Annotated in this window: 22 protein-coding genes; 8 read left to right on the forward strand and 14 right to left on the reverse strand. The window is 63.7% G+C overall.

All coding sequences use genetic code 11. The annotated features are described in order from the left end of the window. Positions 1-42 precede the first annotated feature (42 nt). From GDH07_RS04995 to pdxH, 4 genes are all read left to right on the forward strand, one after another. Positions 43-2,403, forward strand: coding sequence for a beta-galactosidase (locus tag GDH07_RS04995; RefSeq protein WP_152896821.1), 2,361 nt, complete (start codon positions 43-45; stop codon positions 2,401-2,403). Between the two features lie 105 nt (positions 2,404-2,508). Next, the gene (locus tag GDH07_RS05000; protein WP_022642693.1) at positions 2,509-3,654 is read left to right on the forward strand and encodes a serine hydrolase domain-containing protein; all 1,146 of its coding nucleotides are present in this window, start codon (positions 2,509-2,511) and stop codon (positions 3,652-3,654) included. Positions 3,655-3,794: 140 nt separating this feature from the next. Next, positions 3,795-5,081, forward strand: coding sequence for an OmpA family protein (locus GDH07_RS05005; protein WP_152896823.1), 1,287 nt, complete (start codon positions 3,795-3,797; stop codon positions 5,079-5,081). A 25-nt stretch (positions 5,082-5,106) separates the two neighbouring features. Further along, positions 5,107-5,754: a pyridoxamine 5'-phosphate oxidase gene (pdxH, locus tag GDH07_RS05010; RefSeq protein WP_053135537.1), complete on the forward strand. Its 648-nt coding sequence runs from the start codon at positions 5,107-5,109 to the stop codon at positions 5,752-5,754. Positions 5,755-5,764: 10 nt separating this feature from the next. Here the strand turns inward: pdxH and GDH07_RS05015 are convergent, their stop codons facing one another. Then, complete coding sequence (locus tag GDH07_RS05015; RefSeq protein WP_022642696.1) at positions 5,765-6,001, reverse strand: hypothetical protein; 237 nt, start codon at positions 5,999-6,001, stop codon at positions 5,765-5,767. A gap of 174 nt (positions 6,002-6,175) precedes the next feature. On the opposite strand from GDH07_RS05015, the gene GDH07_RS05020 reads away from it, so the two are divergent. After that, a complete protein-coding gene (locus GDH07_RS05020) occupies positions 6,176-6,640 on the forward strand; it encodes an outer membrane lipoprotein (RefSeq protein WP_031321034.1) in 465 nt (154 codons plus the stop codon). A 78-nt stretch (positions 6,641-6,718) separates the two neighbouring features. Here GDH07_RS05020 and nhaA read toward each other — a convergent pair whose 3' ends face one another. Continuing rightward, positions 6,719-7,906, reverse strand: coding sequence for a Na+/H+ antiporter NhaA (nhaA, locus tag GDH07_RS05025; RefSeq protein WP_022642698.1), 1,188 nt, complete (start codon positions 7,904-7,906; stop codon positions 6,719-6,721). Between the two features lie 322 nt (positions 7,907-8,228). Between nhaA and GDH07_RS05030 the strand changes: the two genes are divergently transcribed. Next, positions 8,229-9,323 (forward strand): PLP-dependent cysteine synthase family protein, encoded by a 1,095-nt coding sequence (locus GDH07_RS05030; RefSeq protein ID WP_022642699.1) that lies wholly within the window; start codon positions 8,229-8,231, stop codon positions 9,321-9,323. Between the two features lie 42 nt (positions 9,324-9,365). On the opposite strand, the gene GDH07_RS05035 is transcribed toward GDH07_RS05030, so the two are convergent. From GDH07_RS05035 to GDH07_RS05045, 3 genes are all read right to left on the reverse strand, one after another. Next, positions 9,366-10,979 carry an NAD(P)/FAD-dependent oxidoreductase gene (locus GDH07_RS05035; RefSeq protein ID WP_152896824.1) on the reverse strand — a complete coding sequence of 538 codons (1,614 nt, stop codon included), beginning with the start codon at positions 10,977-10,979 and terminating at the stop codon, positions 9,366-9,368. 112 nt (positions 10,980-11,091) lie between these two features. After that, positions 11,092-11,766, reverse strand: a complete 675-nt coding sequence (locus GDH07_RS05040; protein ID WP_152896825.1) for a COG3650 family protein — start codon at positions 11,764-11,766, stop codon at positions 11,092-11,094. Positions 11,767-11,837: 71 nt separating this feature from the next. Beyond that, a complete protein-coding gene (locus tag GDH07_RS05045) occupies positions 11,838-12,437 on the reverse strand; it encodes a short chain dehydrogenase (RefSeq protein ID WP_022642702.1) in 600 nt (199 codons plus the stop codon). A gap of 105 nt (positions 12,438-12,542) precedes the next feature. Here GDH07_RS05045 and GDH07_RS05050 point away from each other — a divergent pair, with 105 nt between their 5' ends. Further along, positions 12,543-13,451: a LysR family transcriptional regulator gene (locus tag GDH07_RS05050; protein ID WP_022642703.1), complete on the forward strand. Its 909-nt coding sequence runs from the start codon at positions 12,543-12,545 to the stop codon at positions 13,449-13,451. A 245-nt stretch (positions 13,452-13,696) separates the two neighbouring features. Here the strand turns inward: GDH07_RS05050 and GDH07_RS05055 are convergent, their stop codons facing one another. From GDH07_RS05055 to GDH07_RS05095, 9 genes are all read right to left on the reverse strand, one after another. Continuing rightward, the gene (locus tag GDH07_RS05055; RefSeq protein ID WP_152896826.1) at positions 13,697-14,197 is read right to left on the reverse strand and encodes a DoxX family protein; all 501 of its coding nucleotides are present in this window, start codon (positions 14,195-14,197) and stop codon (positions 13,697-13,699) included. Between the two features lie 19 nt (positions 14,198-14,216). After that, a complete protein-coding gene (locus tag GDH07_RS05060) occupies positions 14,217-14,969 on the reverse strand; it encodes an HvfC/BufC N-terminal domain-containing protein (RefSeq protein WP_152896827.1) in 753 nt (250 codons plus the stop codon). Next, positions 14,966-15,850 carry an MNIO family bufferin maturase gene (gene bufB / locus GDH07_RS05065; RefSeq protein ID WP_152897320.1) on the reverse strand — a complete coding sequence of 295 codons (885 nt, stop codon included), beginning with the start codon at positions 15,848-15,850 and terminating at the stop codon, positions 14,966-14,968. The genes GDH07_RS05060 and bufB overlap by 4 nt, the downstream gene beginning before the upstream one ends. 28 nt (positions 15,851-15,878) lie before the next feature. Continuing rightward, complete coding sequence (locus GDH07_RS05070; RefSeq protein ID WP_022642707.1) at positions 15,879-16,181, reverse strand: BufA1 family periplasmic bufferin-type metallophore; 303 nt, start codon at positions 16,179-16,181, stop codon at positions 15,879-15,881. Positions 16,182-16,335: 154 nt separating this feature from the next. After that, positions 16,336-17,037, reverse strand: a complete 702-nt coding sequence (locus GDH07_RS05075; RefSeq protein WP_022642708.1) for an ABC transporter ATP-binding protein — start codon at positions 17,035-17,037, stop codon at positions 16,336-16,338. Further along, on the reverse strand, positions 17,038-17,805 hold the full coding sequence (gene livG / locus GDH07_RS05080; RefSeq protein ID WP_022642709.1) for a high-affinity branched-chain amino acid ABC transporter ATP-binding protein LivG: 768 nt from the start codon (positions 17,803-17,805) through the stop codon (positions 17,038-17,040). After that, the gene (locus GDH07_RS05085; protein ID WP_085599181.1) at positions 17,802-19,058 is read right to left on the reverse strand and encodes a high-affinity branched-chain amino acid ABC transporter permease LivM; all 1,257 of its coding nucleotides are present in this window, start codon (positions 19,056-19,058) and stop codon (positions 17,802-17,804) included. The genes livG and GDH07_RS05085 overlap by 4 nt, the downstream gene beginning before the upstream one ends. Then, on the reverse strand, positions 19,055-19,978 hold the full coding sequence (gene livH / locus GDH07_RS05090; protein WP_022642711.1) for a high-affinity branched-chain amino acid ABC transporter permease LivH: 924 nt from the start codon (positions 19,976-19,978) through the stop codon (positions 19,055-19,057). The genes GDH07_RS05085 and livH overlap by 4 nt, the downstream gene beginning before the upstream one ends. Before the next feature lie 231 nt (positions 19,979-20,209). After that, positions 20,210-21,337, reverse strand: a complete 1,128-nt coding sequence (locus GDH07_RS05095) for a branched-chain amino acid ABC transporter substrate-binding protein (protein ID WP_022642712.1) — start codon at positions 21,335-21,337, stop codon at positions 20,210-20,212. Positions 21,338-21,676: 339 nt separating this feature from the next. Here GDH07_RS05095 and GDH07_RS05100 point away from each other — a divergent pair, with 339 nt between their 5' ends. Further along, complete coding sequence (locus tag GDH07_RS05100; RefSeq protein WP_022642744.1) at positions 21,677-21,982, forward strand: DUF2288 domain-containing protein; 306 nt, start codon at positions 21,677-21,679, stop codon at positions 21,980-21,982. The last annotated feature ends 157 nt before the right edge of the window (positions 21,983-22,139 follow it).

The raw sequence follows: 22,139 nt of genomic DNA on the forward strand, positions 1-22,139 counted from the left end.
GCACCGGCCGCCCAGCGGCCCTACAAGGAGAAACCGGCCCATATGATTCGCCGCTCGTTGCCCGTCGTACTTGCCCTGTTGTTTGCCGCGCCTGTGTTGGCGGCCCCTGCCGGACAACAAACGTTGTTCAACTTTGTCCGCCCGGCCTCCGTGGTGCAGGTAGCGACCCAGGATGCCAACCTGCCGCAGTACAACGCCGAACAAACGGCCGAAGGTGAAGTGCTGCGGCGGGTGACGTTCAACCCGACACTGCGCCCCAGCTTGCGCCTGAGCCCCCAGGCGGGGGCCTGGGACTGGTCGCAGTCGGGGCTGATGAGCCTGCGTATCCAGAGTGCGATGGACTGGGCCCTGACCCTCTACGTGACCATCCAGAGCAACGATGGCCAGACCCTGGTCAGCCGGGTCGACTTGCCCGCCGGCCCAGCGCAGACGCTGCTGGTGCCCTTGGTGGCCAGCAGTGCCCTGGAGCAGGGCATGAAGGCCGCGCCGCCGATGCCCATGACCGTGGACGGCCAACGCATCCTGCTGGCCAGCAGCGAAGGGCAGCTGGACCGCAGCCAGGTGGTATCGGTGACCCTGTCCCTGGACAACCCCAAGGCTTCGCAAAGCATCCTTCTCGAGCGTTTCGGCGTGCAGGACGGCGAGGGCGTGGTTCGCGCCGTGTATGGCTCCCTGGTGGACGGCTATGGCCAGTCGACCCGGGACCGCTGGCCGGAGAAGGTCGCCAGCGACGAGCAGCTCAAGGCTGCAGCCAGCAAGGAGCAGCAACAGCTCAAGGGCTGGCTCGCCGAGCGTGAAAAGGCCCCCCTGGACCGCTTCGGCGGCCTGAGCCAGGGGCCGGTCTTCAAGGCCAGCGGCTTCTTTCGTACCCAGAAGCGTGATGGCCGCTGGTTCCTGGTGACTCCCGATGGGCATCCGTTCTATTCCCTGGGGGTCAACACCTTGGCAGCGGACAACAACCGCACCTATGTCGCCGGGCGCGAATGGATGTTCAACGACCTGCCCAAGGACGGCGAGCCGCTGGCGGTCTACTACGGCGATGGCGACAACCGTGGCGGCAACGGCGCCGACCGCGGGCGGGGCTACAACAGCGGGCGCTGGTACGACTTCTACCGGGCCAACCTGCAGCGTACTTATGGCGCACCTTGCGCCGCGGCTGGCGCGGCCGTGTCGGCGCCCGATCAGGCGACGCCCTGCGCGGCACCGGGGTTCGACCAGAAGCGCTGGCTCGGCCACACCCTGGACCGCCTGCAAGCCTGGGGCTTCAACACCATCGGCAACTGGAGCGCGCCGGCCCTGGGCCTGGCCGATCGGGTGCCCTACACCTTGCCGCTGTCGATCGTCGGTGATTACGCCAGCATCAGTACCGGCAGCGACTGGTGGGGCGGCATGCCCGATCCCTTCGATCCACGCTTTGCCATGGCCACCGAGCGCGCCGTGGCCATCGCCGCCCGGGATCATCGTGACGATCCGTGGCTGATCGGCTACTTCGCCGACAACGAGCTGGCCTGGGCAGGTCCAGGAAATGACGCGAAATCCCGCTTCGCCCTGGCCTACGGTACTCTGCGCCTGACCACCGATGTCCCGGCCAAGCGCGCCTTCCTCAAGCAACTGCGTGACAAGTATCGCAACCAACAGGGGCTGTCCAAGGCCTGGGGTATCGATCTGCCGGCCTGGGAGTTGCTGGAAGACCCGGGCTTCGAGGCGCCATTGCCAAGCCTCGAGCATCCCGAGATCGAGGCCGACTACCGGCATTTCCAGCGAGTCTTCGCCGATACCTATTTCAAGACCATCGCCGATTCGTTGAAGTGGCACGCCCCCAACCACCTGCTGCTGGGAGGGCGGTTTGCCGTCAGTACACCTGAGGCGGTGGCTTCCTGTGCCCAGTATTGCGACGTGCTGAGCTTCAACATGTACACCCTCAAGCCCCAGGACGGGCAGGATTTCGCCTACCTGCGCAGTCTCGACAAGCCGGTGCTGGTCACCGAGTTCAACTTCGGTTCCCGGGATCGCGGCCCGTTCTGGGGCGCCGTCACTGAACTGGCCCGGGAGGAGGAGCGGGGACCGGCTTATGCCAACTTCCTCAAGCAGGCACTGAGCGAGCCGTCCATCGTCGGAGTGCACTGGTTCCAGTACCTGGACCAGCCGGTGACCGGACGCCTGCTGGACGGTGAGAACGGTCATTTCGGCCTGGTGGGTATTACCGATGTACCGTTCCAGGGCTTCGTCGAGGCCGTGCGCAGGGGCAACCTGCTGGCGCTGGAGCAACTGGGCAAGGCCGCGCAGCTCGCTCGGGCCCAGGCCGAGCAGGCGGCCGCCAGCGGGCCTGCGGCGGAAAACCGGGACGCACCGAGCGCCAGGCCTGAAGCGCACGCCGGTGGCCATTCCGGCAACGGCCACTGAGGACTTTCGGGCCCTGCTCAGGTGGGGCCTGGTTGTTCCCAAATTCCCTTGGGGCTGAAACAATGCGCGCCACGTTGCCGAGCATTGTCGCAGGGGGATTCAGGGGTGCAGATTCAAGGTCATTACGAGCTCAAGTTCGAGGCGGTACGCGAGGCCTTCGCGGCGTTGTTCGAAGATCCCCAGGAGCGTGGCGCCGCGCTGTGTATCCAGGTCGGAGGGGAAACCGTGGTCGACCTCTGGGCCGGCACGGCCGACAAGGACGGCGCCGAGGCCTGGCACAGCGATACCATCGCCAACCTGTTTTCCTGCACCAAGACTTTTGCCGCGGTGACCGCGTTGCAATTGGTGGCCGAGGGCAAGCTCAAGCTGGACGCGCCGGTGGCCGACTACTGGCCGGAATTCGCCGCGGCGGGCAAGGCGGCTATCACCTTGCGCCAGTTGCTGTGCCACCAGGCCGGGTTGCCGGCCCTGCGTGAGTTGCTGCCGCCACAGGCCCTGTACGAATGGCAGACCATGGTCGACGCCCTGGCCGCCGAGCAACCCTGGTGGACACCGGGGGAAGGTCACGGTTATGCCGCCATCACCTATGGCTGGCTGGTGGGCGAGCTGATTCGTCGGGCCGACGGCCGTGGCCCTGGCGAATCGATCGTGGCCCGGGTGGCCAAGCCCCTGGGGCTGGATTTCCATATCGGCCTGGCCGACGAGGAATTCCACCGGGTGGCGCATATCGCGCGCGGCAAGGGCAATGTCGGCGATGCTGCGGCCCAGCGCCTTTTGCAGGTGACCATGCGCGAGCCCGAAGCGATGACCACCCGGGCATTTACCAATCCACCGTCTATCATGACCAGCACCAATAAACCCGAGTGGCGGCGCATGCAGCAGCCAGCGGCCAACGGTCATGGCAATGCTCGCAGCCTCGCCGGCTTCTACAGCGGCCTGCTCGATGGCAGCTTGCTGGAGGCCGAGATGCTCGAGGAACTGACCCGGGAGCATAGCCTGGGCATGGACAAGACCCTGTTGACCCAGACCCGTTTCGGCCTGGGCTGCATGCTCGACCAGCCCCAGGTGGCCAACGCGACCTTTGGCCTGGGGGCACGGGCATTCGGACATCCCGGGGCGGGGGGCTCTATCGGGTTCGCCGATCCGGAGCACGACGTGGCTTTCGGTTTCGTCACCAACACCCTGGGTCCCTATGTGTTGATGGATCCGCGGGCACAGAAGTTGGTGCGAGTTTTGTCGGATTGTCTGTAAAAAGGTTGCTGTTAAGAACTTTTTTGCTTAAACATGCTTGAAAAGCTGCAGGACGGAACCCTGTGGCTTTTATAATTTCCAAGCGTCTGTTTGTAGCGGTTATTTAGACCGAACTTTTTATCTCATTTTGTGGATATCCCATGTCGTCGAACAAGTCTCTAGCCTTGGCCATTTGCCTGACCGTTACCGGTTGCGCACAAACTCCACAAAATGAAGCGGACGGCGGCCATTGGTGGTCGTTCGGAGGCGACAAGGCCGCCAGCAAGGAAGCCGCTCCTGCTCCTGCCGCTGAACAACCAGCCACGGCCGAGGCTGCTCCGGCAGCCCCCGCGGGCAAGCCGGCTGTCGCGGCCAAGGGCGCTCCGGCTGCCGCTGGCAAGACCACGGCTTCCGCCAAGCAGGCAGCGCCAGCGGCCAAGGCAGCCGCACCAGCCAAGACTCCTGCAGGCAAGCCGGCAGCTCCTGCCGCCGAGCCGGCTCCGGTTCCGGTAGCGGCAGCCCCGGCCCCGGCCCCAGAGGCTGAGAGCGCTTCGGCCAAGGCTGAAGGTGGCAACTGGTGGTGGCCATTTTCCTCTTCCAAGGATGCCGACAAGCCGGTAGCCGAGGCCAAGAAGGCCGAAGCTGCTCCAGCTCCTGTCGTGGCCAAGGCCGCTGATGCCGAGAACCCATGGTGGTGGCCTTTCGGCAAGAGCCAGCCCAAGCCCCTGAGCAAGGTCAACGTGGCGGACATCCCGATGCCCGACCCGAAAATTACCCAGGCCTGGCTCGACGACTATGAACCGCGCCTGCGTGAAGCGGTGAAGGACAGCAAGCTGCAAGTGGAGCGTCGTGAGAACGTGCTGGTAGTCACCGCACTGGTGGACGCTTCCTTCAACCCGGATCGCCCGGCGATGCTGCTGCCGGTGACCCTGGGCCCGTTCACCCGCGTGGCCAAGGCTGTGGAAGGCGATCCGAAGACCGCCGTGCTGATTCTCGGCCATGCCGATGCGACTGGTCCGACCCTGGCCAATCAGAAGCTGAGCCGTGACCGCGCCCAATCCGTGGCCGCGATCTTCAGCCTCAGCGGCCTGAAGCAGGACCGCCTGATGCTGCGTGGCATGGGCGCGGTGATGCCGCGTGCCGCCAACGACAGCCCGCAAGGCCGTTCGTTGAACCGTCGGGTGGAAATCATGCTGACCCAGCGCAGCACCCTGTTGGGCCTGCTGAGCAAGTACAACCAGCCGACCCCATCCGAAACCGAAATGGTCGCTATCCAGGACGCCAAGCCACCGGTCCCGGCTCCGGCCAGCAAGAAGGCGGCAGCCCCGGCGAAGAAATCCACCGCGGCCAAGAAACCCACTGCCAAGCCTGCGGCCAAGAAGGCTCCGGCCAAGAAGACCGTGGCCGCGGCCAAGAACCCGACGGCTACCGCCCAGGCCAAGAACTGATCTTCCAGGATAAGGAACAGCAGGCATGACCCAGTCTCTGGCTGACATGCGTCGCGACTACGCTCGTGACGGCTTGTCCGAGGCCCAGGCTCCGGCCGAACCCTTCGTACTGTTTCATCAGTGGTTCGCCGAAGCGGTACAGACCGAGCAGCCACCGGTGGAAGCCAATGCCATGACCCTGGCGACCGTCGATGCCGACGGTCGTCCCCATTGCCGCATCCTGTTGCTCAAGGGACTGGATGAGCAGGGTTTCACCTTCTTCACCAACTATGAGAGCGCCAAGGGCCAGCAGCTGGCCGCGCGGCCTTTTGCCGCCATGACGTTCTTCTGGCCGACCCTGGAGCGCCAGGTGCGGATCGAGGGACGGGTGGTCAAGGTCTCTGCCGAGGAATCCGATGCCTATTATCAGGTACGTCCCTTGGGCAGCCGCTTGGGCGCCTGGGCATCACCGCAGAGCCGGGTGATTGCCGATCGTGGCGAACTGCAAGAGCTGCTCAAGGCCACCGAGGCACGCTTCAGTGACAGCCAGCCCGACTGCCCCGAGCACTGGGGTGGTTACCGGTTGCTGCCGGAGCGTATCGAGTTCTGGCAGGGGCGCCCCAGCCGCCTGCATGATCGCTTGAACTATCGGCTGCAGGACCTGCAGTGGGTGCGTGAACGCCTGGCTCCCTGAAGCTTCTGGATCACTCGCCGGGATAACCTGCCGCAGCGGCTTCCAGCCATTGCGGCAGATCCCGGCGTTTTACTTTCTGGCGTTGGGCTTCGGCCAATTGTTGCAACATGTATTGCTTCTTCTGGGCGTCCGTCCCGGCCATCGATAACGCCAGGTCCCGGTCCGTCCAGCGTTTGATACGTACGTACAGCCACCAGTGGAAGTACAGGCCGGCGATCGTGACCACGAAGATGATGAAGTAATCCATGGAAAATCCTTTGTTCGATAGCGTTATGCTGGAGGCTGGGGCTACCGTAGCGAGAGTGTCCGGAGTTCACGCAGCCTGTACTTGGGCTGAATGAAAGCAATTTTATCCGGGCGGCGCCGTGACAGGTGTCAAGCTGCGGAGTCTAATGATTTATTGTCCCTTGGAGTTGATCCTATGCGTAAGTCTGTTTTGCTGGTTGCGTCCTTTACCACGATGGCCATGTTGCTCGGCGGTTGCGCCTCCAACCTGACCGGTGATTCCTATTCCCGTGATGAAGCGCGTCGTGTGCAAAACGTGCGTCTGGGCACCATCGAATCCCTGCGTCCAGTGAAGATCGAAGGCACCAAGACCCCAATCGGCGGCGCTGCTGGCGCAGTGATCGGCGGTGTGGGCGGCAGCGCCATCGGTGGTGGCCGTGGCAGTATCGTCACCGCAGTCATCGGTGCCGTGGCTGGCGGCCTGCTCGGCTCGGCTACCGAAGAAGGGCTGACCCGTACCCAGGGCGTGGAGATCACCGTGCGTGAAGACGACGGCAGCATGCGCGCCTATGTACAGCAAGTTCAGGAAAACGAAGTGTTCCGTGTTGGCGACCGCGTACGCATCATGACCGTCAACGGCACCAGCCGTGTAACTCGCTGATTATCCTTCAGCCAAACAAAACCCCGGCCAGGCAACTGACCGGGGTTTTGTGTTTTCAGGCGGGGAGAACTTCGCCGATCAGGACGCCAGGGAGGTGCTCTTGCGGCTGGCTGCGGCGGTGACGGCATAGCCGATCAGGGCGGCGAACAGCGAGCCGGTGAGGATGCCCATGCGATCCATGCCGGCATACTCGCTACTGCCCGGGACGAACGCCAGGGAGCCGACGAACAGGCTCATGGTGAAGCCGATCCCGCAGAGAATCGCCACGCCGAACACCTGGCCCCAGTTGGCCCCGGCCGGCAGGGCCGCAAGACCGGTCTTGACCGCCAGCCAGGTCAGGCCGAATACCCCGACCGTCTTGCCCAGCAGCAGGCCGACGGCGATGCCCATCGGCACGAAGTGGGTGAAGCTCTCGACGGTCACGCCGCTCAGGGACAAGCCGGCGTTGGCGAAGGCGAACAGTGGCAGGATGCCGAACGACACCCAGGGATGCAGTGCATGTTCCAGGGCCAGCAGCGGCGAAGGCTCGGCATTGCGGGTGCGCAAGGGAATGCAGAAGGCCAGGGTCACGCCCGCCAGGGTCGCGTGGACGCCGCTCTTGAGGACGCAGACCCAGAGGATCAGGCCGATGATCATGTAGGGCCCGAGTTTGACCACGCCCAGGCGGTTCATCGCCACCAGCGCCGCGATGCAGGCCGCCGCCAGCATCAGCGACAAAGTCGACAGGGCACCGGAATAGAAGATCGCGATGATCACGATGGCGCCCAGGTCATCGATGATCGCCAGGGTCATCAGGAACAGCTTCAGCGAGGTCGGTACCCGCTTGCCCAGTAGCGCCAGGACCCCGAGGGCGAAGGCGATGTCGGTGGCGGTGGGGATCGCCCAGCCGTTGAGGGCCGGCGGGTTGTCGCGGTTGAGGAACCAGTAGATCAGCGCCGGCACCAGCATGCCGCCGATGGCCGCGGCCCCTGGCAGCACTACCTGCGAAGGTTTGGACAGCTGGCCGTCCAGGACTTCACGCTTGACCTCCAGGCCGATCAGCAGGAAGAACAGGGCCATCAGGCCGTCGTTGATCCACAGCAGCAGCGGCTTGGCGATCTTCAAGGCGCCGACCTGGGCCACCACCGGGGTTTCCAGCAGGCCGTTGTACAACCAGGACAGGGGCGAGTTGTTGATGATCAGCGCAAGGATGGCCGCAGCGATCAGCAACAGGCCGCTGGCTGCCTCCATGGCAAAGAAACGAGTGAAAGTACTACGCAGAGGCAAGGGGCGCTCTCCATCTAAAAGCGAACAAGGTGGCACACCCTAACCCGTACAGTTGGTTGTTAAAACAAAAGTTATATTCTTTTTTGTTATATGTAGATGGCAAGCGGCCTGCTGAAAAACGCTCTTGGAAGTTGTGTTTCCAATTGCTTCACAGCTGTACCTGTCAGGGCTGCGAGTTATTTCCTAACATGTCCGGCGGCAGTGGGCCGCAGGGCTTTTCCATCCACGAAAAAATGCCAGCGGTCCCGGACCTGGATCTCCTGCGCCGGGTGCATTTCATCTTCTTGCGCCGGTATGGCGTTCGATCCGACGAGAATAGAACATGAGCGACAATCGCCAGTGGGCCCGCGAGGCCATCCGCATCATCGAAGCCGACTTCCAGCGCAGTGCCGACACCCATCTGATCCCCTTGCCCCTGGCCGGTCATCCGGGCATCGAACTGTATTTCAAGGACGAATCGAGCCATCCCACCGGCAGCCTCAAGCATCGCCTGGCCCGTTCGTTGTTCCTCTATGCGTTGTGCAATGGCTGGCTCAAGCCCGGGGCACCGGTGATCGAAGCCTCCAGCGGCTCCACGGCGATCTCCGAAGCCTACTTCGCGCGACTGCTGGGCTTGCCCTTCATTGCGGTGATGCCGGCCACCACCTCCCAGGAGAAGATCGCCCAGATCGCCTTCTATGGCGGCAAGAGCCACCTGGTGCAGGACCCGACGCAGATCTATGCCGAGTCCGAGCGCCTGGCCCGCGAGAGTGGCGGACACTTCATGGACCAGTTCACCTATGCCGAGCGCGCCACCGACTGGCGGGCCAACAACAACATCGCTGAATCGATCTTCCAGCAATTGCGCTTCGAGCGTTACCCGGAGCCGGCCTGGCTGATCTCCAGTCCCGGCACTGGCGGTACCACCGCGACCCTGGGGCGCTACGTGCGCTATCGCCAGCACCAGACCCGGGTGCTGTGCGCCGATGCCGAACGCTCGGTGTTCTTCGACTACTACAACAGCGGCGATGCCAGTTTGCGCCTGGACTGCGGCTCACGGATCGAAGGCATCGGCCGGCCACGGGTCGAGGCTTCGTTCCTGCCCCAGGTGATCGACGCCATGGTCAAGGTCCCGGACGCCCTGTCCCTGGCCGCCATGCATTACCTGGCCCGGCGCCTGGGACGGCGGGTCGGTGGCTCCAGCGGGACCAACCTGGTGGGGGCGCTGATGGCCGCCCAGCAGATGGCCGCCGCTGGCGAGGCGGGATCGATCGTGGCGATTCTCTGTGACGGCGGCGAGCGTTATGCGACCACCTACTACGATGAGCGCTGGCTGGCGGAGCAGGGCTACGAATTGGCGGAGTTGATCGAAGCGGTAGCGGCCAGTGTCGAGCAGGGAGCCGCCTTGCCTGCCAGCGTGTTGCGCGCCGGCATCTGAAGCCAGGGGGAAGCCGTTGCGGCGGCTCCCCCCATCCTTGCTTCAGGCCTGGATGCCGAGGATGTCGCGGGCCACGGCTTCGGCGATGCGAATGCCGTCGACGCCGGCGGACAGGATGCCCCCGGCATAACCGGCGCCTTCGCCGGCCGGGAACAGGCCCTTGAGGTTCAGGCTCTGCATCGATGCATCACGGGTGATGCGCAGTGGCGACGAGGTGCGGGTCTCGATCCCGGTCAGCACCGCGTCATGCAGGGAGTAACCCTTGATCTGCCGCTCGAAGGCCGGCAGGGCCTCGCGAATGGCCTCGATGGCGAAGTCCGGCAGCGCCAGCGCCAGGTCGCCCAGGCTCACTCCGGGTTTGTAGGACGGCTCGACGCTGCCGACGGCGATGCTGGGCTTGCCGGCGATAAAGTCACCCACCAGTTGTGCCGGGGCCTGGTAATTGCTGCCGCCGAGGACGAAGGCGAGGGACTCCAGGCGCTCCTGGAACTCGATGCCCGCCAGCGGGCCGCCCGGGTAATCCACTTCCGGGGTGATGCCCACGACGATGCCGGAGTTGGCGTTGCGCTCGTTACGCGAGTACTGGCTCATGCCATTGGTGACCACGCGGTTCGGCTCGCTGGTGGCCGCTACCACTGTGCCGCCCGGGCACATGCAGAAGCTGTATACCGAGCGGCCGTTCTTGGCGTGGTGCACCAGCTTGTAGTCGGCGGCGCCCAGCTTCGGGTGGCCGGCGTACTTGCCCAGGCGTGCCTTGTCGATCAGCGATTGCGGGTGTTCGATGCGGAACCCCACCGAGAAGGGCTTGGCCTCCATGAACACGCCCTTGGCGTGGAGCATGCGGAAAGTGTCGCGGGCGCTGTGGCCCAGGGCCAGGACCACATGGCGCGATTCCAGTTGCTCGCCGCTTTCCAGGACTACGCCGGTCAGTTGCTCGCCCTCGGTGAGCAGGTCGGTGACCTTCTGCTCGAAGCGCACCTCGCCGCCCAGGTTGATGATCTCCTCGCGCATCTTCTCGACCATGCTGGTCAGGCGGAAGGTGCCGATGTGCGGCTTGTTGATGTAGAGGATTTCTTCCGGCGCACCGGCCTTGACGAACTCTTCCAGGACCTTGCGGCCATGGTGCTGCGGGTCCTTGATCTGGCTGTACAGCTTGCCGTCGGAGAAGGTCCCGGCGCCGCCTTCGCCGAACTGCACGTTGGATTCGGGGTTGAGCACGCTCTTGCGCCACAGGCCCCAGGTGTCCTTGGTGCGCTGGCGCACTTCCTTGCCGCGTTCGAGCACGATCGGCTTGAAGCCCATCTGCGCCAGCAGCAGGCCGGCGAAGATACCGCACGGGCCGAAGCCCACCACGATCGGTCGCTGTTGCTGCCCGGCGGGGGCCTGGCCGACGAACTTGTAGCTGACGTCCGGCGCCGGGTTGACGTTGCGGTCGTCGGCGAACTTTTGCAGCAGGGCCGCCTCGTCGCGCACGTTGAGGTCGATGGTGTAGATGAACAACAGTTCCGAGGACTTCTTGCGCGCGTCGTAGCTGCGCTTGAACAGGGTGAAGTCCAGCAGGTCGTCGCTGGCGATCCCCAGGCGCTGCACGATGGCGGTGCGCAGGTCTTCATCGGGATGGTCGAGCGGCAACTTGAGTTCGGTGATTCGTAACATGACGGGGTCCGGATAGGCGGTGCGCGACAGTGCGCCGGCTTGCTTTGCACAAACCGGCGATTATAAGCCGCAATCCGCCCTGGCCGTGAGGTTAAAACGGCTGCTCGTCGAATCAGTCGTTGCGCGAGCCGCCGAAATAACCGCAGCCGCGCTGGACCTGGCCGTCCACTCGCAGCTCGGCGCTCAGGTGCTGGACGCTGCCGGTCTGGCTGTCGACGCAACGTTGCGGGGCGACCCAGAGTTCGACGCGCTGGTTGTTGGCTTCGCTGGTGAGGTTGAAGCGGCCATCGCCCAGTTGCTCCTCCAGGTAGGGCAGGGCCAGGGGAGGCTGGCCGTCACGCTCGATGCGCATGCCACGGGCGTTGACGTCGACCTTCCAGTTCGGGTTCTTGCCGCTGGCACGCAGGATCAGGCGCTGGAAGTTGGGATCGCCACAGGCGTTGGAGCGCTCCACCCGATACAGCTGGCGCAGGTCCAGCTGGCCATCGCCGCTGCCGCTGGCGGAGAGTTTGCCTCGCAGGTCGGCGAACAGCTTGCCCTGTTTTTCCGCCAGGGTGGCGGCTTCCTGCAGCACGCTGGTGCCGCCACCATCGCTGACCACGTAGCGCCGGTCTTCGCTGCAAGGCTTGAACAGCAGCTTGCCGTCCGCCGCGCTCAGCTCGCCCTGGACCCGGGTCAACCCGGCCATGGACGGAGCCTGGGGCTGGTCATCGAACAAGGGCGGCATCTGGCAACCGGCGAACAGCGGCAGCAGGGCGAAACAGAGCAGGGAACGGGCGGTGCGCATCAATCGGGCCTCCAGGCGGAAGCCGACACGTTACGCAGCCCGACCGTTCATCACAACCCCGGATTTTTTCGTCAGCCGACGTGGTAAGTCTGGCCGGTCTGCAAGCCTTCCACGCTCTTGGCATAGGCCAGCGCCACGTCCGCTGCCGGCACCGGCTTGAAGCCGCGGAAGTACGGGGCGTAGCTGCCCATGGCTTCCACCAGCACGTTGGGGCTCACCGAGTTGACCCGCAGGCCTCGTGGCAGCTCGATGGCCGCGGCCCGGACGAAGCTGTCCACGGCGCCGTTGACCAGGGCCGCCGAGGCGCCGCTGCGAATCGGGTCATGGCCCAGGATTCCGCTGGTGAAGGTGAAGGAGCCCCCGTCGTTGGCGTACTCACGGCCGATCAGCAGCAGGTTGACCTGGCCCATCAGCTTGTCTTGCAGGCCCAGCTGGAAGTGTTCGGCGGTCATCTCCCCCAGGGGCGCGAAGGTGACGTTGCCGGCGGCGCAGACCAGGGCATCGAAGCGGCCGGTCTTCTTGAACAGGGCGCGGATCGACTGGCTGTCGCTGATATCCACCTGGAAGTCGCCGCTGTTGCGGCCGATACGGACGATGTCATGGCGTTGCGCCAGTTCCCGGTCCACCGCCGAGCCAACAGTGCCGCTGGCACCGATCAGGAGAATCTTCATGGGCTGTTCCTCGTGAGAAGGGAGATGAGGTTGCAGTCTAGAGTGGTTTTTTCCATGGATTAACGCGCTAATAGGCAACCTTTGGTTTTCTGGTGGAAACAATCCATGAGCGAGATGGATGACCTCGCGGCTTTTGCCGTATTGGTGGAGGCCGGCAGTTTCACCCTGGCGGCCCAACGCCTGGGATGCAGCAAGGGCCAGCTGTCCAAGCGCATCAGCGCCCTGGAGGCGCGGTTCGCGGTGGTGCTGCTGCAACGCACCACCCGCCGCCTGGACCTGACCGCCGCCGGTGCCGCGCTGCTGCCCCAGGCCCAGGCGCTGGTGGCCCAGGTGGATCGCGCCCACCAGGCCCTGGCCCGGCTCAAGGACGATGTCGCCGGCCCGGTGCGCCTGACGGTGCCGGTGTCCCTGGGGGAAACCTTTTTCGACGGCCTGTTGCTGGAGTTCTCCCGGCAGTATCCCCAGGTGCAGATCGAACTGGACCTGAGCAATGCCTACCGCGACCTGGCCCGTGAGGGCTTCGACCTGGCGGTGCGCTCCGCGGTGGACAACGACCAGCGCCTGGTGGCCCGGCCACTGCTGGCCTGGCATGAAATGACCTGCGCCAGCCCGGCATACCTGGAGCAATACGGCGAGCCCCGCACGCCCATGGAACTGGCCAACCATCGCTGCTTGCTCAACAGCCACTACAGCGGGCGTGAAGAATGGCTCTACCACCAGCGTCACGAGCTGTTGCGGGTGCGGGTCAACGGGCCGTTCGCCAGCAATCACTACAACCTGCTGAAAAAGGCCGCCCTGGTGGGAGCCGGTATCGCCCGGCTGCCATCCTATGTGCTGCATGGCGAGCTGGCCGATGGTCGCCTGCGCTGGCTGCTGCGGGACTACCAGACCCGCAGCATGCCCATGTACCTGGTGCATCCCTACCAGGGTGGATTACCCAGGCGCACCCAGGTCCTGGCCGATTACCTGATGGATTGGTTCCGCCGCAGTGGCGAAGCCCTGGACCGCTTGTAGCCGCCTCGAGCCGATCCGCCGGCCACGGCCACACGAAGCGAGCTTGGCGCAGGGCCTTTGCGCACGGCCGTTCAGGCGGGTTCTCCGAACGATTCTGCGGCAGCGGCTAAACAAAACGAATTTGGTGCGCTGCCTGTAGCCGCTGTCGAGCGTAGCGAGGCTGCTCCAAGGTCCGCAGGACCTTCCAGCGCCAGCCCGGCCAAGCTCATTATTCAATCGATCCGGCTAAATGATGCAGAGTCGCTTCAATGTCCGAGTCGGCGACGCAGCAGGTGGTCGACGGACATCACCCCAGGCCCGCGAGCCATCAGCAACAGCAGGATGGCGATCCAGGTGCCATGGGTGGGGTAGGCGTCCGGGTAGACGAACAACTGGATAACCAGGGTCATGCCCAGCAGCGCCAGGGCGCTGAAGCGCGTGGCCAGGCCGAACAGGATCAACAGCGGGAAAAAATGCTCGGCAAAGGCCGCCAGGTGCGCCGCCAGCTCCGGGGCCAGCAGTGGTAGTCGGTATTCGCTCTGGAACAAGGGAATGGTCGAGTCCGCCAGGTGCGGCCAACCGAACTCGAACGTCCCGGAAACCAGGTCGATGGCCAGTCCTTCGATCTTGGTCTGCCCGGATTTCCAGAACACCGCGGCAATACTGAAGCGCGCGATGAAGGCCACCAGGCTGTAGGGGATGAGTTCCAGTTTCTGGCAGGCCCGCATCAGCAGGTTGGCGATAGGGGAGTGGGTCCGGGTATTCATGATCAGTCTTCTTCTGCGGTTACAAGTCAATGAGTGCGCCGTGGCCAAGCAGCAGGCCCAGGCAGCGGCCCAGGTCGAAGTCGGCTTGGGCATCCAGGGCCTGGGCGGCGGCGACCGCCAGCGGTTGCCGGGCGCGCAGGCTGTCGGTGAAGGCCAGGCAGCCGGCATCCACCACCAGTACCTCGACCTCCAGGGCGTTGCGTAGCACCAGGATGTGTTGTTCCCGATGCAGATAGAACGATGGCCATTGCCGGCCATCCTGGTGCGCGGCCCACAGGCTGGCCACGGCGTAGCTCGATTGCAGGCTGCGCAGCGATGGATGCAGGTGCAGGTGCAACCGGCCAAGCTGCTCCGGTCGGCTCATGGCTTCTTGCAGTTGCGCCGCTGCCAATGGCCGGGCATCGGCGGCGTGATAACTCTCGACCCGCAAGCGTTCCAGGCGGGTGATATCGCCCAGGTAGGGCAAGGAGGCGGCCGGAGCGAAGTCATCGATGAATTCGGCAAACCCCTCGCCGTAATCGTTGAGCCGTGGGGTGCTGGGAGGCTGGCGCTCGATATAGGTTCGGGCCATGGCCTTGAAAAACGCTTGGCCCACCAGTTGCTCCACCACCGGATAGCTGTCTGCCAGGGCGTTGATCAGCGAGCCCTGCACATTGTTGCGATAGACCGCGAAGCGGCTGGCCGGATCGGCGCCGTTGCTGCTGTACAGGCCCGGCGGGCAGGCCCGCCCGGTGTCCAGCAGGGCCCTGGTGAACTCAGCGTGGCTGCTCATGTGCGCTCCTTGATCTGGCGCAGCAACGCCTCGGCCTTGCCGGCTTCGGCCTGGAGGGTGGCGAAGGGCGGAATGCGATTGTCCCTTTCGATCAGCGTGGCCATGGGGCCGATACGTTCCAGGACTTGCTGGTACAGGGCCCAGACGGCATCGTCCACCGGGGCGCCGTGGTCGTCGATCAACAGGCGATCTCCCAGCCCATCGCGGTCCTCGGCAAAGCCTGCCAGGTGGATTTCCCCTACGGCATGCAATGGCAGCGCCTGCAGGTAGGCCAGGGGCTCACGCTGGTGATTGACGCAGCAGACATGCAGGTTGTTGATGTCCAGCAAGAGGCCGCAACCGCTGCGGCGGACCACCTCGCTGATGAAGTCCGGCTCATCCAGGGTCGAGCGCTGGAACTGCAGGTAGGTGGCCGGGTTCTCCAGCAACAGCTGGCGACCCAGGCGTTGCTGTACCTGGTCGACGTGTTCGCAGACCCGTTGCAGGGTCGGTTGGTCATAGGCCAGGGGCAACAAGTCGTTGAGAAACACCGGGCCATGGCTGGACCAGGCCAGGTGCTCCGAAAAGGACTGGGGCTGGTAGCGCTCGATCAAGGCCGCCAGGCGCGCCAGGTGCTGGCTGTCCAGTGGGCCTTCGCCACCGATGGACAGGCCGACACCATGCAGCGACAGCGGGTAGTGCTCGCGAATCAGGCCCAGGTAGTGATGGAAGGTGCCGCCGTCCACCATGTAGTTCTCGGCATGGACCTCGAAGAAACCGATGTCGGGCCGTTGGCCGAGCACTTGCTTGAAGTGCTCGGTCTTGAGCCCCAGGCCAGCGCGAGGCGGCAGGCTTGGCGCCAAGGCCCGAGTGTCGTCGTGGCGGTGCGGGTTCAGGGGCATGTTCATGATCGACACTCAGGCCGCGGCATCAGGACTTGGCCTTGAAGGCCGCGAGTTGGCCGAAGCCGGTGGGGGAGGTGCTGCTGGCGGTTTTCTCGCAGGTGCCCTTGGGCACCAGTTTCCAGGCGTTGGCCTGATGGTCGGTCTTCGAGGTGCCCGCGCAGGTGGTTCCAGCACCTGCCGCGCAATCGTTCTTGCCCTTCATGGCGACGCCGAAGCACTTCTCCATGTCGCCCTCGGCATGGGCTGTGACCGGCAGGGCGGCGATGCTCAGGGCAGAGCCCAGCGCCAGGACCAGGGCAGTGGCGGACAGGGTACGAGGATGGCTCATGTTGTTTCTCCAGGGTTGGGTTTGGACAAGGAAGCATTTGTGCTCGCTTGTCCTACTAGAGACGGCACCTGGCGATTCGTTACAGCCCCTGGCGATTTTTTATTGGCCCCGAAAAAAAACGGCCCCGAAGGGCCGTTTCTGGTTCCGCTGGCGCTTAGCCGCCGAGATAGGCGTCACGGACCTTGGGATCGGTCAGCAGCGCTTCGCCGGTGCCTTGCATCACCACCCGGCCGTTCTCCAGCACATAGGCGCGGTCGGCGATCTTCAACGCCTGGTTGGCGTTCTGCTCCACCAGGAACACCGTCACGCCGTCGCGGCGCAGCTGTTCGATGATGTCGAAGATCTGCTGGATGATGATCGGCGCCAGGCCCAGGGACGGTTCGTCCAGGAGCAACAGCTTGGGCTTGCTCATCAGCGCCCGGCCGATGGCGAGCATTTGCTGTTCGCCGCCGGACATGGTGCCGCCACGCTGGGTGAAGCGTTCCTTGAGCCGTGGGAACAGGTGCAGGACCTTGTCCATCTGTTCCTGGTAGTCACCCTTGTCGGTGAAGAAGCCGCCCATGGCCAGGTTCTCCTCCACCGTCAGGCGGGCGAATACCCGGCGTCCTTCGGGCACCACGGCGATGCTCTTGCGCATGATCTGCGCCGAGCTTTGTCCCACCAGCTCCTCGCCCAGGTAGCGAATGCTGCCGCTGTGGGCCTGTGGCGAACCGCAGAGGGTCATCAACAGGGTGGACTTGCCGGCGCCGTTGGCGCCGATCAGGGTGACGATTTCGCCTTGGCGGATCTCGACGTTGACGCTGTGCAGGGCCTGGATCTTGCCGTAGTAGGTGGAAACGTTCTCGAACTGCAGCATTTACGCTTCCCCCAGGTAGGCTTTGATCACTTCGGGATTGTCGCGGATCTGTTCCGGCGTACCGTCGGCCAGCGGCGTGCCCTGGTTGATCACGACGATGTGGTCGGAAATGCTCATGACCAGCTTCATGTCGTGCTCGATCAGCAGCACGGTGACGTTGTGCTCTTCACGCAGCACGCTGATCAGCGCCTTGAGATCCTCGGTTTCCCTGGGGTTGAGGCCGGCGGCCGGCTCGTCGAGCATGAGGATCCGTGGCCGGGTCATCATGCAGCGGGCGATTTCCAGGCGTCGCTGCTGACCGTAGGCCAGGGTCCCGGCGGGACGGTTGGCGAACTCGCGCAGGTTGACCTTGTCCAGCCAGTAGCCGGCGTACTCCATGGCCTCGCGCTCGCTCTTGCGGAACGCCGGGGTCTTGAACAGGCCGGCCAGGAAGTTGGTGTTCAAGTGGCGATGCTGGGCGATCAAGAGGTTCTCGACCGCGGTCATGTCCTTGAACAACCGCACGTTCTGGAAGGTCCGCACCACGCCCTTGCGGGCGATCTTGTGGCCGGTCAGGCCCTGGATCGGCTCGCCATCGAGCAGGATGGTGCCGGAGCTGGGCTGGTAGAAGCCGGTGAGGCAGTTGAACACCGTGGTCTTGCCGGCGCCGTTCGGGCCGATCAGCGCCACCACTTGTTTTTCCTTGACGGTCAGGCCCACGCCGTTGACCGCCAGCAGGCCGCCGAAGCGCATGGACAGCCCGGTAACTTTCAGGATCTCGCGGCTCATTTGCGCAGCTCCATGTGAGGACGTTGCATGGGCAGCAGACCTTGAGGACGCCAGATCATCATCAGCACCATCATGGCGCCGAACATCAACATCCGGTATTCGCTGAATTCACGCATCATTTCAGGCAACAGGATCATCACGATCGCCGCGAGGATCACCCCCAGTTGCGAGCCCATGCCACCGAGCACCACGATGGCGAGGATGATCGCCGACTCGATGAAGGTGAAGGACTCCGGGGTCACCAGGCCTTGGCGGGCGGCGAAGAAGCTGCCGGCGAAACCGGCGAAGCAGGCGCCCAGGGTGAAGGCCGAGAGCTTGATCACGGTGGGGTTCAGGCCCAGGGCGCGGCAGGCGATCTCGTCTTCGCGCAGGGCTTCCCAGGCGCGGCCGATCGGCATGCGCAGCAGGCGGTTGATCACGAACAGCGCGAACAAGGCCAGCAGCAGCGCCACCAGGTAGAGGAAGATCACCTTGTTGATCGAGTTGTATTGCAGGCCGAAGAACTCGTGGAAGGTCTGCATGCCTTCCGCTGCCTTGCGCTCGAAGCTCAGGCCGAAGAAGGTCGGTTTCTCGATGTTGCTGATGCCGTTGGGGCCGCCGGTCAGGTCGGTCATGTTGCGCAGCAGCAGGCGGATGATCTCACCGAAGCCCAGGGTCACGATCGCCAGGTAGTCACCGCGCAGGCGCAGTACCGGGAAGCCCAGCAGGAAGCCGAAGGTGGCCGCCATCAGGCCGGCGATGGGCAGGCAGATCCAGAAGCTCAGGCCGAAGTAGTGCGACAGCAGCGCGTAGCTGTAGGCGCCGACGGCGTAGAACCCCACGTAGCCCAGGTCCAGCAGGCCGGCCAGACCGACCACGATGTTCAGGCCCAGGCCGAGCATCACGTAGATCAGGATCAGCGTGGCGATGTCCACCGCGCCGCGGGAGCCGAAGAACGGCCAGACCAGGGCGCCGACGATCAGGGCCAGGATCAGCCAGCGCTGGGTGCTGGGCAGGGTCAGGAAGTTGCTGGCCTTGGCCGGGATCAGCGGCATTTTCGGCGAGGACTTCCACATGGCGCTGATCTGGCTATGGAACAGCACCCGCAGGAACATCAGGACCGAGCACACCGCGATGGTGGCGAGGATGGTCGGGCTGGTGTTGTGCACTTCCAGGTTGATGCCGACGATACTCAGTTTCAGGCCCAGTACCGGATACGCTACTGCCCAGACCAACAGGGCGCTGAACAGCGCCGATTTAAGATTCCTAGTCATACTTTCTCAACCTCCGGACGGCCCAGGATGCCGGTCGGCCGGAACAACAGCACCAGAACCAACAGGCCGAACGCCACCACATCCTTGTACTGGTCGCCGAACACGTCGGCACCAAAGGCTTCGGCCACCCCCAGCACCAGCCCGCCGAGCATCGCGCCCGGGATACTGCCGATGCCGCCCAGGACCGCCGCAGTGAAGGCCTTCAGGCCCACCAGGAAGCCGGCGTTGGGGTTGATCACCCCGTATTGCATGCTCAGCAGCACGGCGGCGATGGCCGCCAGAGCAGCGCCGATCACGAAGGTCAGGGCGATGATGTTGTTGGTGTTGATACCCAGCAGGTTGGCCATCCGGATGTCCTCGGCGCAGGCACGGCAAGCGCGACCCAGGCGAGAGCGGGAGATGAACAGGGTCAGGCCGAGCATGGCGATGAGGGTCACCACGAACACCACGATCTGCATGTAGGAGACCAGCACTTCCTGTGCGCCACCTGGGCCGATGGAGAAGCTGCCCGGGATCAGGTTGGGAATGGACTTGTCCTTGGAGTCCTGCGCCAGCAGAACGGTGTTCTGCAGGAAGATCGACATGCCGATGGCGGAGATCAGCGGGATCAGGCGGTTACTGCCACGCAAGGGGCGGTAGGCGATCCGTTCGATGCTGTAGCCGTAGGCACTGGTGACGACGATGCTCGCGATGAAGGCCGCGGTCATCAGGAGTGGGACGCTGTCGAGTCCCATCATGGCCAGCCCGGCGATGGCGATGAACGCCACGTAGGAACCGATCATGTAGACCTCGCCGTGGGCGAAGTTGATCATTCCAATGATGCCGTAGACCATCGTATAGCCGATGGCGATCAAGGCATACGTGCTGCCAACGGTGAGACCGTTAACCAGCTGTTGGAAGAAGTGATAGATGTCAGGCATTACAACGCTCCTAAAAACCTGATACGCATTTCACTGGTGGAGTCATTTTCCCGTCCAGGCCCCGTAGGTCTGCACCCACTTCGGGCTGGACTTTGCCAGCGAACCGCTGATGACGGTTTTGAGATTTTCAGGTGGGCAGGCTCCCGGATCACGGGAGCGCGGCCCATACATTCGTAAAACAAAGCCCACGGCAAAGCCGTGGGCTTTATCGGCAGTCAGCCAGGGCCAGCCTTACTGAGGCGAGACTTCGGTCTTGGGCTTGCCGAAGTGCCACTCGTAGACCACGAACTTGAAGTCCTTCAGGTCGCCCTTGGCGTCGAAGCTCAGGTCGCCGGTCGGGGTCTTGAAGGTGCCTGCGTGGATGGCTTCGGCGACTTTGGCCGCGTCTTCGCTCTTGGCGTTGGCAATGGCTCCGGCGATCACTTCAACCGCGGAGTAGGAAGGGAATACGAAAGGACCGCTCGGGTCTTCTTTCTTGGCCTTGAACGCATCGGCCAGGGCGACGTTGGCCGGGTCCTGGTCGAAGGACTTGGGCAGGGTCACCAGCAGGCCTTCGGAAGCGTCCTTGGCGATCTGCGAGATGGAGTCGTTGCCGACACCTTCCGGACCCATGAACTTGGCCTTCAGACCTTTTTCCTGGGCTTGGCGCAGGATCAGGCCCAGTTCCGGGTGGTAGCCGCCGTAGTAGACGAAGTCGACGTTGGCTTGCTTGAGCTTGGCCACCAGGGAGGAGAAGTCCTTGTCGCCGGCGTTGATGCCTTCGAACACGGCGACCTTGGTGCCTTTCTTCTCCAGGGTCTGCTTCACGGCGGTGGCGATGCCTTCACCGTATTGCTGCTTGTCGTGGAGCACCGCGACGATCTTGGGTTTCACGTGGTCGGCGATGTAGTTGCCGGCGGCCGGGCCCTGGGCGCTGTCCAGGCCGATGGTGCGGAATACCATCTTGTAGCCACGGGCGGTGATGTCAGGGCTGGTGGCGGCGGGGGTGATCATCACCACGCCTTCATCTTCATAGATGTCGGAGGCGGGTTGAGTGGAGCTGGAGCAGAGGTGGCCGACGACATACTTGACGCCATCGTTGACCACTTTGTTGGCGACGGCCACGGCCTGCTTGGGATCGCAGGCATCGTCGTATTCGACGGCTTCGAGTTTCTTGCCGTTCACGCCGCCCTTGGCGTTGATCTGTTCAATGGCCATCTTGGCGCCACTGAACTGCATGTCTCCGTACTGTGCTACAGGGCCTGTCTTGGGCCCGGCGATACCGATCTTGATGGTGTCAGCTGCGAACGAATGGCCGGCAACACCTGCCAGGACCATAGCGGCAAACAGTTTGGAAATCTGCTTAGTAGCCTTATTCATAGTGCTCCACTCTTACTGTTGTAATTTTTATAGTTCCGGCGGCCTTGAGTCGCAGAACCGAACCAGATATCGCGAATATCCGTCGGAAATGCCCCTGGCAACTGTACCGGTACAGTGTAGTGCGCCGGTCGTTCGCTTGAAAAGCTGGCTGCTGGGGGCAAAAACGCGGAGTGTCGCTTGATTGAAAGAAAAAGACAGATTTGCGGCGTGGCATTTCGCACGTTTCGGCGTCTATCCCTGGCGCTTCTGAGCTTCTCGATCGATGACGCTTTTGCTACCGGGTTTTTCTGCCAGGACACCGACGTTATGATTGCGCCGATTTCTTTTCTGGACAGTCCCATGACTCAAGAACCTAGCACCCTCTATGCCAAGCTGCTTGGTGAGACCGCATCCATCAGCTGGAAGGAACTGGAGCGGTTCTTCGCCAAGGGTGCCCTATTGTGGGTCGATGCCGACCTGGATCTGATCGAAGTGGCCCAGGCCGTGGCCGAGAACCAGGCGGACAAAGTGGCGGCCTGGTTGGCCCAGGGTAACGTTGAAAAGCTGTCTGCGACGCGGGCGTCCGATCTGCTGGAACGCGATCCGACGTTGTGGGCGGTGGTGGTATCACCCTGGATCCTGGTCCAGGAAAGGGCGTCGAGCTGAGGCTGTGCGCTGAACTGGTGCAGGCTTTTGTCGGACAAAAGTGTGTAGCCGAGTAACCGTGAATCCAGTGATGGCACCTTGCCGTAGAGAAAGGCCCCACGGGGTCTTTTGGCCAAGGTGACGTTCACGGAAGGGGAACAGTTTCAAGCCCATCCGA

The organism is Pseudomonas piscis (assembly GCF_009380155.1).
Lineage (GTDB): Bacteria > Pseudomonadota > Gammaproteobacteria > Pseudomonadales > Pseudomonadaceae > Aquipseudomonas > Aquipseudomonas piscis.